The sequence below is a fragment of the Acidimicrobiales bacterium genome (genome assembly GCA_035316325.1).
Taxonomy (GTDB): domain Bacteria; phylum Actinomycetota; class Acidimicrobiia; order Acidimicrobiales; family VFJN01; genus DASXTK01.
Map to the genome: position 1 here is coordinate 1 of DATHJB010000192.1, position 13049 is coordinate 13049.

The window sequence follows — 13049 nt, forward strand, 5'->3', positions numbered from 1 at the left end:
GGTCAGCTGTCACCGAACCCAGCAGGACGAGGCGTGTCCGGCGGCCAGATGTCGGACTCCCAGTACCTGAAGTAATTCAGCTCCTGCAGCTCAACGCCAAACCCAGAGACGGCCGCTTCTGCACGGAAGAGCAGCGCGTCAAGGTGACGACGTTCGGTGCCGTTCACAAGGTTCAGCAACTCCAGAATGCGTTTCAACTCTGCATCGTCTTCTCTTCCAGCCAGGACCTCCCTACATAGCTCAAGGAACACTCGACCTCGTAGTGAGACGTAGTAGAACGAGGCGCTCGACGACGGTTGGGTTAAGAACCCACACCCAGTCAACCGAGTTAGACGTTCAGGAAGAGACGACCTAGACGCATCCAATTGCGAGGCCAGTCGTGGAACGTTGACGAACCCTAGTATCGAGATTCTATGGAGGATCGCGAGGTCAAGACCCACCCTGCCCGATGAGGCTACGAAGTGCCGAATCGCCTCTGGGTTCAGATTTCCCAGTATCACGTTCAGCAGAACGTCTGATGACAGTCGATCGACCACTAAGTCCGAAACCACTTGGCGGTGCAGGTCGGAACCTAGGTCGAAGTCACCGGGAATCCAGATCGGTCGCAGCCTGTACAACTTTGCTCCGGGCACTCCGCGTCGATAGTCATTGATGCCCTCGGCCCAGACATTTCTGGCCTTCACGCTGTGGCGGGCGATGTAGATGCACACCTCGGCATCGGGGTCTGCCAGCAGCGTCCGAAGGTCCTTGTCTACACCTTCCGGGTGCTTCCAGAGGGTCTGACCAATTATCGGCCTTGTCCAGTCCCTTTCGAGGCAGCACCCGAAGTCGAACTTCTTCCGGTCATTCTCCAGGAATGAGTAGAGGCGAGTGGAGGCAGCGCGCTCCAAGTAGTCCACCGCCAACTCTGATAGAAATCGATGTTCATCAGACTCCGACACTTGTAGACGCTACATCGTCGGAACGGCGGGTCAAGGCGAGGTATTAGTGACCGACATCAGCGATACCCCCCTTCAGGCCGACATGCGGGCTGCTCTCGGGTTCGACATTCCTCCACGTCCAAGCGACATGAGTTTGTCGGCACGGCTCAAGGGTCTCCTCTTGGATGAAATTGGAGAGAAGGCCTTAGATGCGATCGAAGCACGCGATCGGCGACATCCTCTGACTATCGATCGAATCGACCTGGCGGATGTCCTCGCATGCGAGGCGAACTACGTCGAGACGAAAGATGTCCCGTTTGAGTACACGCCTCAGAAGGCCCGCGGCAGTCTGGCGGGGACGATGCTGCGTCGGTGGTACTTCCGCGACCAACGACCTTCCGTCGAGCGGGACTGGAATCCCGTTGAGGCAATCCATGAAGTGCTCGACGAGTTGAGTGAGCAAGATGACAAGCTCGGCAGATTCATCGCGGGGCTCTCATCGGGTGGCCGAGCTGACGTCGCAGCAGGTGTCCTAGATGTTGTCCATGCCTTCGAGGAGGGCTGGCCACTCGATATTGATCCGAAGCCTGTCCGCGCGCACAGCAGCCTGCGATCCAAGCTATTCGGCGGGCGTCTCATACTGACTTACAAAGTCGGGTTCAAGTTCGGTCAGCCGAGGCCTCAAGGTGGGGTCCCAATGTCATCCGTTGTTCTCTTCGACGTGCGACCGGGGCGGGAATATGAGGAAGAGGAGCGATACAACCGCTGGTACGCAGCCTTGCTTGAACTGTTTCAAGTCGGAGTGGCACCTCTCCGCGTAGTTACCTGGTACGCAGAGTCGCAGCATGCTGTGGCCGACACGATTGACGAAGGAAAGCTGGAGGCCGCGGCGCGTCGGGTGGCCGGCGGCGTGCGTCGTATGGCTGAGCTAGCCGAGGGTCGGCCCCCGGCCATCAACCCGGGCTGGCGGTGCCGCTACTGCCCTCTAGGCGAGTCGTGCACAGAGGGAGCGGGTTGGATTCAGGATGCCTAGCCAGACTCAGCGCTGTTGCCGGTGATGGTCGCCTTGCTGCGTTGCCTCACCGAGTCGGCGGCTGCGGCAGGAACCTGCTGACAGTCGGGGCCGACGAGAACGAGGTAGTCGACGCCACTAGCGTATTCACTGCCGTTAGCGCTGGTCCCGGTCGTGTTAACTCCACAGCCCGCAGAGTGGCCTTGTCGAACCACGCTGCCCGGTCGGCGTCGGCGGCTCTGAGCTGGCCCACGAACGCCAGCACGATCTTGCAGGTTCTGATCGCCAAGGGGCCGATGCTCCATGGCTCATTGCCTGTGCGACGAAGCGCGAGGTGCGGCAGCTGCGCGTTGAGCCGCTTGCGTAGGCCGCTAGTCAGCACGCGGTGCTCAGGGTCCGTGACATCCCAGGTCGCCAGGTAGTGGCGTGCCGTGACGTCGTCGTTCGTCGGATTCGGCGACTGGTAGCCGCAGTCCATGCAGGCCGGCGGCAGCCGCTCGGCCTCATACCGAAAGAAATCGTCCAGCACACGGATGTGGGTGAGGCTGGATTCGAGCAGCGCATTGGCCAGCACGTCATCACGCACGGCCGCCAGCCGCTGCACCTGGTCCACCAGCGCCGCCACCTCGTAGGCGACATGCTCCATCGCATAGGTTCGCAACCGGTCGACGGTGGGAGGCGCGGCCATGCCCCGGACGGTACCCATCGGCGAGCGGGCGACCGCCGGGGGAATGGTGGGGCCGGGGGCGAGACCGAGGAGGCCGTGACCCGTGACCACACTGGGTATGCCCCCATCTGCCTAGCCAGCGAGTACACCGGCGATACTGACGAGGCGCCGACCTGCACCTGGCAGGTCGAGCCGCACAGGCGGAAGGGGTTCACGGGCGGCCGTGTCGTGTACGACACCCGCAAGATGCGGAGGGTGAACGACCCGAGGATTCAGGTCCTGCTCCGGCGTCGCGGGCTCGCCTGAGCGCCGCTACAGGGGCCATGCAGGCGACTTGGGGCGGCCGCGTCTGGCGCCCATCCCCCGTTTGTGCGTGAACGAGTGCTGAGATGTTGGGTGGCGGGGCCTTGGCCGAGCAGGAGGCGCATAGTGCTGCGCGATACGTCACCTTCGACTGCGGACGTCGTCATCACGGTGCGAGGCGAGCGATGACGTGGAGCGGTCGCGTCATCGGCTGGGAGGTCGGGCCGGCGTTTCGGCTTCCATCCCACATGGACGAGCGGGTCTTCGTGAGGATCATCGTCCGGCGAGCAGGCTTCGACCTCAGCGAGGCCGAGTTGACCGCGGAGGCGGTCGAGGTCGTCCGCAACCTGTGCCAGCAGCTCGACAACAAGACGCCTCACTCCCCTGAGGCCGAGTTCGACCGCGAACTGCGGCTCAGCTCCTACTTCGAGCCGCCCCAGCCGACTCCGGCGTCCGGATCGTCGATCCTTGACCGGTGCATCGTGCACGTCCTACCCGCTGACCGGAATGTCGCGTATCGAGCACTGGTCGGCCTTCGTCCCGATCTCCGGGCACAAGGCCAACTGAGCAGGTACAAGCCTGTGGCCAGAGCCAAGCTCGCCGGTGAACTCCGCACGATCGGCCGGCCGGTGCTCGCCCAGTTCGCCCGTTGGGGACGGTTCAGCGACACCGACAAGTACATCGACGCTGAGGGCGTGCGCCAGGCAGGCCCGGCCGCGCTACCCGAGCCATGAACGACACCCTGTGGGTGGCGGTGATCGTCGGGACAACGGGAGTGCTGGCCGGCCTGAGCCCGGCGCACCTGGCTGGCCGGCACGCCCGACGGCAGGCAGCCGCCCACGTGGCCCAGCAGCATGCCGACTGGCTCCTCGAACGACGCTTCACAGCGTCGACCGACCTGCTGGACTCTGCGAGCACGGTGGGCCACCGCAGCAAGCTCTGGGAGCACCTGCTACCCCGGGACCGGCCAGACGACGAACGGGCAAGGGCCGTTGTCGAAGGGCTGACACCCATCCAAGCAGCAGTGAACCGCCTCGGCGTTCTCGGCCCGCCCGAGCTGGCTGAGGTGGCCGGCGAAGTTGGTCAGGCGGCGATGGCGTGCATAGTCAACGCCGTCCAACAGGACGAAGCTGGCCACGCCGCGGCCGATGCCCGGCTGACGGAGGCCAACCTTGCGTTCCAAGAGGTGGCCTATCGGCTGTTGGCTGCGGCACCGCCGAGATAGCGATAAGCCTCCGACGCGACAACTCCGCCGGCAGCGTGGCCAACATCGCCCGGTCTTACGACAAGGGCCGAACGATCGACCAGCCGACCCCTGAGCAGGGCGGAAATAGCGGACGGTCGTGAGGCAGCCGTGAGGCAAGCCGCCGCGTCGGACCCCGATCGGCCGCGTCCGAGCGCGTTGCCGATCCCTGGTCAGGACGTAGAAGAGGGGGGTCCACCCTGGTGGCGGACCCCCCTCGCCTTAACTGTCACACCCCCTCCTTATGGTCGTTGACATGCTCCGCATCGACTGTGACGACTGTGTGCTGCAAGAGACCGAGGCCTGCGGCGACTGCATCGTCAGCTACATCTGCTCACGAGAACCCGACGATGCCATCGTCATCGACGTGGCCGAGGCCCGTGCCCTCCGGCTGCTGTCGGGTGCCGGCCTCGTCCCTGAGCTGCGCCATGTGCGGCGCACTGGTTGAATGACGTGATGTCCCCGCCGACCGCCGTGCGTGCTCGTCGCGTCCCCGACGCGGCGGAGCTCGCCGACCTGGGCCGGGCGAGTGGCCTCGACGCGGTCGGGGTCACAGTCGCCGAGCCGTTCACATCCACCCGCCGCCACCTGGAGCGGCGCAAAGCCCAGGGCCTCCACGGCGGGATGGCGTTCACCTACCGGCAGCCGGCCCGCTCCAGCGACCCGTCCCGGGCGCTGCCCGACGCCCGAGCCCTGGTGGTGGGGGCCCGGTCGTACCTCCGGACGGCTCCTCCGGCGCCGGGGACGGACGACGGCCGGGCGGTGGGTGCGGTCGCCCGCTACGCCTGGACCGACTACTACGGCGAGCTGCGCGCGGCGCTCACGGTCGTGGCCCAACGGCTGCGCGACGAGGGCTGGCGCACCCGGGTGCTGGCCGACGACAACGCCCTCGTCGACCGGGAGGCGGCACGGCGGGCCGGCCTGGGCTGGTACGGCAAGAACGCCAACCTGCTGCTCCCCGGGCAGGGCAGCTGGTTCGTGCTCGGCTCGATCGTCACCGACGCTCCGCTGGTGCCGGCGGGGGCGGGGGGCAGCGACCCGGTGCCCGACGGCTGCGGCAGCTGCACCCGGTGCCTCGACGGCTGCCCCACCGGAGCGATCGTGGAGCCCGGTGTGGTCGACGCCCGCCGCTGCCTGGCCTGGCTGCTGCAGATGGAGGGCCCGTTCCCCCGGGAGCACCGGGCCGCCCTCGGCGACCGCATCTACGGCTGCGACGACTGCCAGGAGGTCTGTCCCCCCAACCGCCGCACCGCCCGCCACTCACTCCCCGAGGCCGGCGGGGAGGTCGAGGCGGAGGTCGATCTGTTGGGCATGTTGGGGACCACCGACGAGGAGCTGCTGGCGCGGCACGGGCGCTGGTACGTCGCTCGGCGGCAGGCCCGGTACCTGCGGCGCAACGCCCTGGTGGTGCTGGGCAACGTGGGCGATCCGGGTCGGCCCGAGGTCGTGGAGGCCGTGCGGACGGCGTTGGCCGACGACGATCCCCTCGTCCGGGGGCATGCCGTGTGGGCGGCGCGGCGGATGGGTCGGGCCGACCTGGTGATGCCCGACGACGACGATCCGTTCGTGCGGGAGGAGCTGGCGGCTCCGGTGGAGGTGCGGTCGTGACCCACCTGCTGGTCACCAACGACTTCCCGCCGAAGCTGGGCGGCATCCAGACCTACCTGTGGGAGCTGTGGCGGCGGCTCGACCCCTCGACCTTCACCGTGCTCACCACGCCCTACGAGGGCGCGGCCGAGTGGGACGCGGCGCAGCCGTTCGCCGTGGAGCGGGTGCGCGAGAAGGTCCTGCTCCCGAGGCCGTCGCTGGTCCGGCGGGTCGACGAGCTGGCCCGTCGCACGGGGGCCGGTCTGGTGCTGCTCGATCCAGCGCTGCCCGTCGGGCTGATCGGGCCGCATCTGGAGACCCCCTACGGCGTGGTGCTCCATGGCGCCGAGGTGACCGTGCCGGGGCGGCTGCCCGGCGGCCGGCAGGCGTTGGCCCGGGTGCTGCGAGGCGCCCGGGAGGTGGTGGCGGCCGGCGGCTACCCGGCCGCCGAGGCCGAACGGGCGGCGCGGCGCTCGCTGCCGGTCACGGTGGTGCCTCCGGGCGTCGACGTCGAGCGGTTCGTGCCGCTGTCCGACGCCGAGCGGCGGGCGGCCCGAGCCCGGTTCGGGCTCCCGGAGGAGGGCCGGCTGGTGGTCAGCCTGAGCCGGCTGGTGCCCCGCAAGGGCATGGACGTCCTCGTCGAGGCGGCGTCGCAGCTGGGGGGCGACCGTACCGACCTGACCGTGGCGATCGGGGGGTCCGGCCGCGACCGCAGCCGGCTGGAACGGTTGGTGGCCCGCACGGGCGCTCCCGTGCGGCTCCTCGGGCGGGTGCCCGATGCCGACCTTCCCGCGCTGTACGGCGCCGCCGACGTCTTCGCCATGCTCTGCCGCAACCGTTGGGCCGGCCTCGAGCAGGAGGGCTTCGGCATGGTCTTCCTGGAGGCGGCGGCCTGCGGCGTGCCGCAGGTGGCCGGCGACAGCGGGGGAGCGGCCGAGGCCGTCGAGGACGGCGTGACCGGCCTGGTGGTCGCCGAACCGGACGAGCCGCGGGCGGTCGCGGCGGCGCTGGTCCGCCTGCTCGACGACCCGGAGCTGTGCCAGCGGATGGGTCGGGCGGCCCGGGCGCGAGCCGTCGCCGACCTCTCGCACGACGTGCTCGCCGAGCGTCTCGGCAAGGTCCTGGCGAGGTGGTGATCCCGAGGTGACGGTGGCGTGAGGGTGAGAGGCCGCAGCGAAGTGAGGTACTAGGGTCGCGGCCGATGGTTGACCAGGCGACGCAGCAGATGGTCGTCGGCGCATCGCCAGCCCGCACCTGGGACGTGCTGACGAACTTCCCCGATTACCCCGTTTGGGCGCACGACCTGAAATCGGTGTCCGTGCTCGAGCGCGACAGCGAGGGGCGCGGGCTGCTGGTCGCCTACCGAGCCGCCGCGATGGGTCGCAGCACCAACTACACGCTGCGCTACGACTACACCGAGGCTCCCCGGGTCCTGGCCTGGAAGGTCGCCGAGAGCGACGTCACCCGGAAGCTCGACGGCTCCTACGAGCTCCTGCCGGTCGACGGCGATCCCGAACGCACCAGCGTCGTCTACAACCTGACGGTCGACCTGGTCGTGCCGTTGCCCGGGTTCGTGAAGCGGCGGGCCGAGGGTCGCATCATCCACACCGCCCTCCGCGAGCTGCGCGACTTCCTCGAGAACTGAACCTCTGTGGCTGCGCGGGTCCTGCTGTTCACGGGGAAGGGGGGCGTCGGCAAGACGACCACCGCCGCCGCGACCGCCGTGGCCTGCGCCGACCTGGGCCTGCGCACGATGGTCCTGTCCACCGACCCGGCCCACTCGCTCGGTGACGCCCTCGACGTCGAGCTGGGGCCGGAGCCCGTCCGGATCGCCGCCGACCTCCACGGCCAGCAGCTCGACGCCCAGGACCGCATGGAGGACTCCTGGGCCGAGATCCAGCACTACCTCGGCGAGGTGTTCCGCTGGGCGGGCATCGGCGCCCTCGAGGCCGAGGAGCTCTCGGTCGTGCCCGGCCTCGACGAGGTGTTCGCGCTCGCCGACATCAAGCAGCACGCCTCCTCGGACGACTGGGACGTCGTCGTGGTCGACTGCGCCCCGACCGCCGAGACCGTCCGGCTGCTGTCGCTGCCCGACGTGCTCAGCCGCTACATGGAGCGCCTGTTCCCGGTCGGGCGCCGCGTCAACAGGGTGGTCGCCCCGGTGCTGTCGCGGGTCACCAGCCTGCCCGTGGCCCACGACGGGGTGTTCGCTGCCACCCAGCGCTTCTACGACCGGCTCGCCGGCGTGCGCGAGATCCTGACCGACGGTGCCCGCAGCAGCGTGCGGCTGGTCGTCAACCCCGAGCGCATCGTGATCGCCGAGGCCCGCCGCACCCACACCTACCTGTCGCTGTTCGGCTACCACGTCGACGCGGTGGTCGCGAACCGGGTGATCCCGAAGACCGTCGAGGACCCGTTCATGGCCCGCTGGCGCGACCTGCACGTGGAGCACCTGGCCACGATCGAGCAGGGCTTCGCGCCGCTGCCGGTGCTGATCGTGGGTTGGCAGCCCGACGAGCCGGTCGGCCTCGACGCCCTCCGCCTGGTCGCCGAGGAGCTCTACGAGGGCGACGACCCCACCGCCCGCATGCACAGCGGGGCGCCGCTGCGGGCCCGGTCGGAGGGCGACGGCTACGTCCTGGAGATCGACCTGCCCTTCACCGGCAAGGAAGAGCTGGACCTGGGTCGACGTCACGACGAGCTGCTCGTCCGGGTCGGACCGTACCGCCGGGCCATCACGCTGCCCGACACCCTGGCGCACCGCGAGGTGACCGGGGCACACCTGGAAGGCGGACATCTGGAGGTGAGCTTCCGTTGAGCCGAGACGAAGACATCGACGCCGCGCAGGAGCGGGCGCGGCAGGGGATCGAGCACCTGCAGGCAGCGGCCCGCGAGCTGATCGCCGCCGCCCGGGCGGCTCTCGACGTGGCCGAGGACCTGGTCGACGACCCCGACACGGTCGCGTCGCTGACCGGCGTCGCCGACTCCGTGACGGGTTTCGTCCGCTCGGTCGTCCCCACCCGCCGCCAACCCCCACCCGACACCGCCGACGGCGACGACGCCGACGGCGACTCCGAGGTCCAGCAGATCCCGGTCACCTGACCCCGCCGCAGGCCACCCGACGCAGCGCCTGACGTGTCGCGCCGGGGGTGGGGGAGGGGTGGTCAGGTTTCGGTCACCTGAGCTGGGGGTTGTTGCACTCTGGGTGGTCGAACCTGAGCGATGTGCGGGTTCGGTGGCCTACCATCCGGGCATTCCTCAGATCTCAACCGATCCCCAGGAGGCGCCGTGGCGGTCATCACCGAATCCGCGATCCGGGAGCTGGCAGCGATCAGAGGGGAGCGAACACCGATCACCTCGTGCTACCTCGACGTGGACGGTCGGCGATTGGCTCGTTACCCCGACCTCGAGCACGAGGTCGACCTGCTGCTGAGAGACGCCAAGGTGCGGGCGAACGGTGAGCAGTCGGTGCATGACGACCTCCAGCGGATCGGGCGCTTCGTCCGGGGTGGCATCGACCGCTCCCGCACCCGGGGCGTGGCGATCTTCGCCTGCGCCGACCTCGATCTGTGGGAGGTGATCGAGCTACCGGTGCCGGTGCACAGCCAGGTGGTCATCAACCACGTGCCCGCCGTCGGCCAGCTCGAGAGCGTGCTGCGGGAGCACGAGCCGATCGGCGTGCTGCTCGCCGACCGCCAGCGGGCACAGATGTACGTGTTCGCGCTGGGGGAGCTGGTGGAGCACTCCGAGCGCTTCGACGCCCTGCCCCGCGACGAGGGCCCCCGCGGCCAACTCGACCGGGGTGGCGACCACCCCCACCACGTCGAGGCCCGGGTCCAGCAGCACCTGCGCAGCGCCGCCAAGGTCGCCTTCGAGGTCTTCCAGCAGCACCCGTTCGCCCACCTCGTGGTCGGGGCGCCGGAGCCCCTGGTCCACGAGCTGCCCGCCCACCTGCACCCCTACCTCGCCGCCCGGCTGGCCCCGCAGCGCCCCGACGTGGCCGTCGGCGCCGCCCACGACCAGGTGCTCGCCGCGGCCCACGACGTGGAGTGCGAGATCGAGCGCAGCCGCGAGGCCGCGCTCGTGGGCCGGCTGCGCGACGCCACGGCGTCCGGCGGCCGGGCCGTGCAGGGACTCCCCGCGGTGCTCGACGCCCTGGCGACCCGCCGCGTCGACCAGCTGGTGGTGTCCCGCGGCTTCACAGCGCCGGGCTGGCGCTGCAACAGCTGCGACAACCACGCCGCCGTCGGCCGCACGTGCAAGCGCTGCGGCGCCGAGATGGTGGAGGTCGACGACATCGTCGAGGAGACGGTCGAGGCGGCGATGGCCCAGTCGTGCCGCGTCGAGATCTGCGTCGACAACGCCGACCTCGACGTGATGGGACGCATCGGCGCGTTCCTCCGCTACTGATGGCACCCGGGCGGGTGGTCGCCGGGGTCGACATCGGCGGCACGAAGATCCTCGGGGTCACCGTCGATCCCGACGATCCGACCACCGTGCTCGGCGAGCACCGCGTCCCCACGCCGGTCGGCTCCACCCAGGTGCTCGACGCCATCGCCGGCGTGGTGAAGGAGCTGGCCCAGGAGCATCCGGTCACCTCGGTGGGCGTGGGGATCGCCGGCCTCGTGAACCGCGACGGCGTGCTCCGGGTGGGTCCCAACCTGCCCAACCTCCGGGACGTCGCCGTCGGCACCGAGCTGAGCCGGCGGCTGGGCCTGACCGTGGCGGTCGACAACGACGCCACCTGCGCCGCCTGGGGCGAGCACAAGGCCGGGGCCGCCCGGGGCTTCGCCGACGCGCTGTGCATCGCGCTGGGCACCGGCATCGGCGCCGGCATCGTCGTCGGCGGCGAGCTGGAGCGGGGCACCCACGGCTTCGCCGGCGAGGCGGGCCACATGATGATCGATCCCAACGGTCCGCTGTGCCCGTGCGGGCGTCGTGGCTGCTGGGAGCGCATGGCGTCGGGCAGTGGGCTGGGTCGCCTGGCCCGTGATGCCGCCGAGGCCGGCCGGCTCGACCGCTCGCTGGCGCTGGCCGGGGGCGACGTCCCCGCCATGCGCGGCGAGCACGTGGCCCAGGCCGCGGCCGAGGGTGACCAGGACGCGCTCGACCTGCTGCGGTCGTTCGCCTGGTGGGTGGCGGCCGGGATCGGCAGCCTGGTGACACTGCTCGACCCGGGCGTGGTGGTGATCGGCGGCGGGCTCATCGAGATCGGCGACCCGCTCCTGCAGCCGGTGCGCGACCACTACCGCAAGCTGGTGATGACCTACGACGAGCGGACCGACGTCGAGATCGTGGCGGCTGAGCTGGGCGAGCGGGCGGGGGCCATCGGGGCCGCGCTCCTGTAGTCGTGCCTCAAACGGGTGAAGACCGGGTGAACGGGTAGCGCTACCGTTGATCCATGGAGCTTCGCCGCATCACGGGTCTTCCCCCGTACGTCTTCACGATCATCGACGGTCTGAAGATCGAGGCCCGGCGAGCCGGCATCGACGTGATCGACCTGGGGTTCGGCAACCCCGACATCCCGTCGCCCGAGCTGGCCGTCGAGAAGCTCTGCGAAGCCGCCCACAACACCCGCAACCATCGCTACTCGGCCAGCCGCGGCATCCCCAAGCTGCGGGAGGCCGTGGCGCAGCTCTACAAGCGCCGCTTCGACGTCGACCTCGACCCCGAGCGCGAGGTCATCACCACCATCGGGTCGAAGGAGGGCTTCTCCCACCTGATGTGGGTGCTGCTGGGGCCGGGGGACGCCGCGCTGGTGCCGTCGCCGTCGTACCCGATCCACATCTGGGGCCCGCTGCTCGCCGGGGCCGCCGCCCGCGAGATCCCGATGTCGACCGACGGCAACTTCATCGAGCGGATGCGCGAGGCCTACGAGTACTCGCTGCCCAAGCCGCGGGTGATCGTGCTGAGCTTCCCGCACAACCCCACCACCGCCTGCGTCGACCTGGAGTTCTTCCAGCAGGTGGTCGACTTCGCCCGGGAGCACGACGTGGTCGTGGTGCACGACAACGCCTACGCCGAGCTCGGCTTCGACGGCTACAAGCCGCCGTCGATCCTGCAGGCCGAGGGCGCCAAGGAGTGCGCGGTCGAGCTGTACTCCATGACCAAGTCGTTCTCGATGGCCGGCTGGCGGGTGGCCTACCTGGTGGGCAACAGCGAGGTGGTGCAGGGGCTCGCCAAGCTCAAGTCGTACCTCGACTACGGCACGTTCCAGCCGATCCAGATCGCCGCCACGGTCACGCTCCGGGAGGAGCCCGACTTCCCCGAGGAGGTCGGCAAGGTCTACCAGGGCCGCCGCGACGCCCTGATCGACGGCCTGCACCGCATCGGCTGGGAGGTCCCGCGGCCGCGGGGCACGATGTTCGCCTGGGCGCCGATCCCCGAGCCCTACGCCGATCTGGGGTCGGTCGAGTTCGCGTCGATGCTGGTGAAGGAAGCGCAGGTGGCGACGTCACCGGGCATCGGCTTCGGCCCCGGGGGCGAGGGCTACGTGCGGTTCGCGCTCATCGAGAACGAGCAGCGGATCCAGCAGGCGATGCGCAACCTGCGGCGCACCCTCACCAAGCTCGGGTAACGCTCCCTAGCGGTCGTCGTCCTCGTCGTCGGACTCGGGGCGCTTGGCTTCGTCGAGGCCGCGCTGGACGCCGGCGCTGAAGCTCGACAGGAAGCCGTAGACCTGGTCGGCGGCGCGGTGGTCGCCGTTCGGCTCGGGAGGCTCCCCGTTCGGCGGGCGCTTGGCCGGGCGGGAGGCGTCGTCGCCGCGGCTGGGCGGGCCCTGACGCTTGCCGGTCCCCCGTCGGAGGTTGACGGGCTCGGTGGCCGGCATCTGGGCACCGCGCACCCGTCGCTGCAGGCCGCTGGCAGTGGCGGCGGGGGTGTCGGCGGGGGTGTCGGCGGCGGGGCCGGGCTCGTCGCGGCGGGGTAGCGGCGGCGGGGGAGTGGCGTCGTCACCGGAGGCCGGGGGGCGCTCGCCGCGGGTCGGCAGGGGCGGTGCCGGCTGGGGCCAGCCCGGCTCGGCGGGCGGGTCGAGGGGGCCGAGGGTGCCGTCGAACAGGGCAGCCGAGCGGCGATCGGCCGGACGCGGCGGGCCGTCGAGGTCGAAGAAGTCGTCGGCGGCGTCGTCGTCGTCGAACAGGGCCCCGAGTGGCGGCAGCCCGGGATCCTCGGGGGAACCGAGTGGGCGGTCGAACGCCGCCGGCGACGGGACCGGCTCGGTCGGCAGGTCGTCGATGGGACCGGAGCGACGGCCGGCCGGGGGTGCGTCGAACGGTGACTCGCCAGGGGTCCGACGGCTGAGCGGCGGCGGGTCCACGG

Annotated in this window: 15 protein-coding genes; 12 read left to right on the top strand and 3 right to left on the bottom strand. The window is 70.1% G+C overall.

Annotated elements, in window-relative coordinates; translation table 11 throughout:
• Positions 1 to 2 precede the first annotated feature (2 nt).
• Entirely contained in the window at positions 3 to 941 is a 939-nt protein-coding gene (locus VK611_25775) for a hypothetical protein (protein HMG44770.1), read from the bottom strand.
• 46 nt (positions 942 to 987) lie between these two features.
• Here VK611_25775 and VK611_25780 point away from each other — a divergent pair, with 46 nt between their 5' ends.
• Positions 988 to 1953, top strand: coding sequence for a hypothetical protein (locus tag VK611_25780; GenBank protein HMG44771.1), 966 nt, complete (start codon positions 988 to 990; stop codon positions 1951 to 1953).
• Between the two features lie 46 nt (positions 1954 to 1999).
• On the opposite strand, the gene VK611_25785 is transcribed toward VK611_25780, so the two are convergent.
• Positions 2000 to 2620: a hypothetical protein gene (locus tag VK611_25785; GenBank protein HMG44772.1), complete on the bottom strand. Its 621-nt coding sequence runs from the start codon at positions 2618 to 2620 to the stop codon at positions 2000 to 2002.
• Between the two features lie 530 nt (positions 2621 to 3150).
• Between VK611_25785 and VK611_25790 the strand changes: the two genes are divergently transcribed.
• From VK611_25790 to VK611_25840, 11 genes are all read left to right on the top strand, one after another.
• Complete coding sequence (locus tag VK611_25790; protein HMG44773.1) at positions 3151 to 3636, top strand: hypothetical protein; 486 nt, start codon at positions 3151 to 3153, stop codon at positions 3634 to 3636.
• Positions 3633 to 4127, top strand: a complete 495-nt coding sequence (locus tag VK611_25795; protein HMG44774.1) for a hypothetical protein — start codon at positions 3633 to 3635, stop codon at positions 4125 to 4127. The genes VK611_25790 and VK611_25795 overlap by 4 nt, the downstream gene beginning before the upstream one ends.
• Positions 4128 to 4401: 274 nt before the next feature.
• Positions 4402 to 4593, top strand: coding sequence for a hypothetical protein (locus tag VK611_25800; GenBank protein HMG44775.1), 192 nt, complete (start codon positions 4402 to 4404; stop codon positions 4591 to 4593).
• An 8-nt stretch (positions 4594 to 4601) separates the two neighbouring features.
• Positions 4602 to 5753: a tRNA epoxyqueuosine(34) reductase QueG gene (gene queG / locus VK611_25805; protein HMG44776.1), complete on the top strand. Its 1152-nt coding sequence runs from the start codon at positions 4602 to 4604 to the stop codon at positions 5751 to 5753.
• Positions 5750 to 6868, top strand: coding sequence for a glycosyltransferase family 4 protein (locus tag VK611_25810; GenBank protein HMG44777.1), 1119 nt, complete (start codon positions 5750 to 5752; stop codon positions 6866 to 6868). The genes queG and VK611_25810 overlap by 4 nt, the downstream gene beginning before the upstream one ends.
• A 65-nt stretch (positions 6869 to 6933) precedes the next feature.
• The gene (locus tag VK611_25815) at positions 6934 to 7377 is read left to right on the top strand and encodes an SRPBCC family protein (protein HMG44778.1); all 444 of its coding nucleotides are present in this window, start codon (positions 6934 to 6936) and stop codon (positions 7375 to 7377) included.
• Positions 7378 to 7383: 6 nt separating this feature from the next.
• Positions 7384 to 8550 carry an ArsA family ATPase gene (locus tag VK611_25820; GenBank protein ID HMG44779.1) on the top strand — a complete coding sequence of 389 codons (1167 nt, stop codon included), beginning with the start codon at positions 7384 to 7386 and terminating at the stop codon, positions 8548 to 8550.
• Positions 8547 to 8834 (top strand): hypothetical protein, encoded by a 288-nt coding sequence (locus VK611_25825; GenBank protein HMG44780.1) that lies wholly within the window; start codon positions 8547 to 8549, stop codon positions 8832 to 8834. The genes VK611_25820 and VK611_25825 overlap by 4 nt, the downstream gene beginning before the upstream one ends.
• A gap of 285 nt (positions 8835 to 9119) precedes the next feature.
• Complete coding sequence (locus VK611_25830) at positions 9120 to 10142, top strand: hypothetical protein (protein HMG44781.1); 1023 nt, start codon at positions 9120 to 9122, stop codon at positions 10140 to 10142.
• On the top strand, positions 10142 to 11080 hold the full coding sequence (locus VK611_25835) for an ROK family protein (protein HMG44782.1): 939 nt from the start codon (positions 10142 to 10144) through the stop codon (positions 11078 to 11080). The genes VK611_25830 and VK611_25835 overlap by 1 nt, the downstream gene beginning before the upstream one ends.
• A gap of 53 nt (positions 11081 to 11133) precedes the next feature.
• Positions 11134 to 12309: an aminotransferase class I/II-fold pyridoxal phosphate-dependent enzyme gene (locus tag VK611_25840; protein HMG44783.1), complete on the top strand. Its 1176-nt coding sequence runs from the start codon at positions 11134 to 11136 to the stop codon at positions 12307 to 12309.
• Between the two features lie 6 nt (positions 12310 to 12315).
• On the opposite strand, the gene VK611_25845 is transcribed toward VK611_25840, so the two are convergent.
• A partial coding sequence (locus tag VK611_25845) for a hypothetical protein (protein ID HMG44784.1) occupies positions 12316 to 13049 on the bottom strand: 734 nt, incomplete at its 5' end.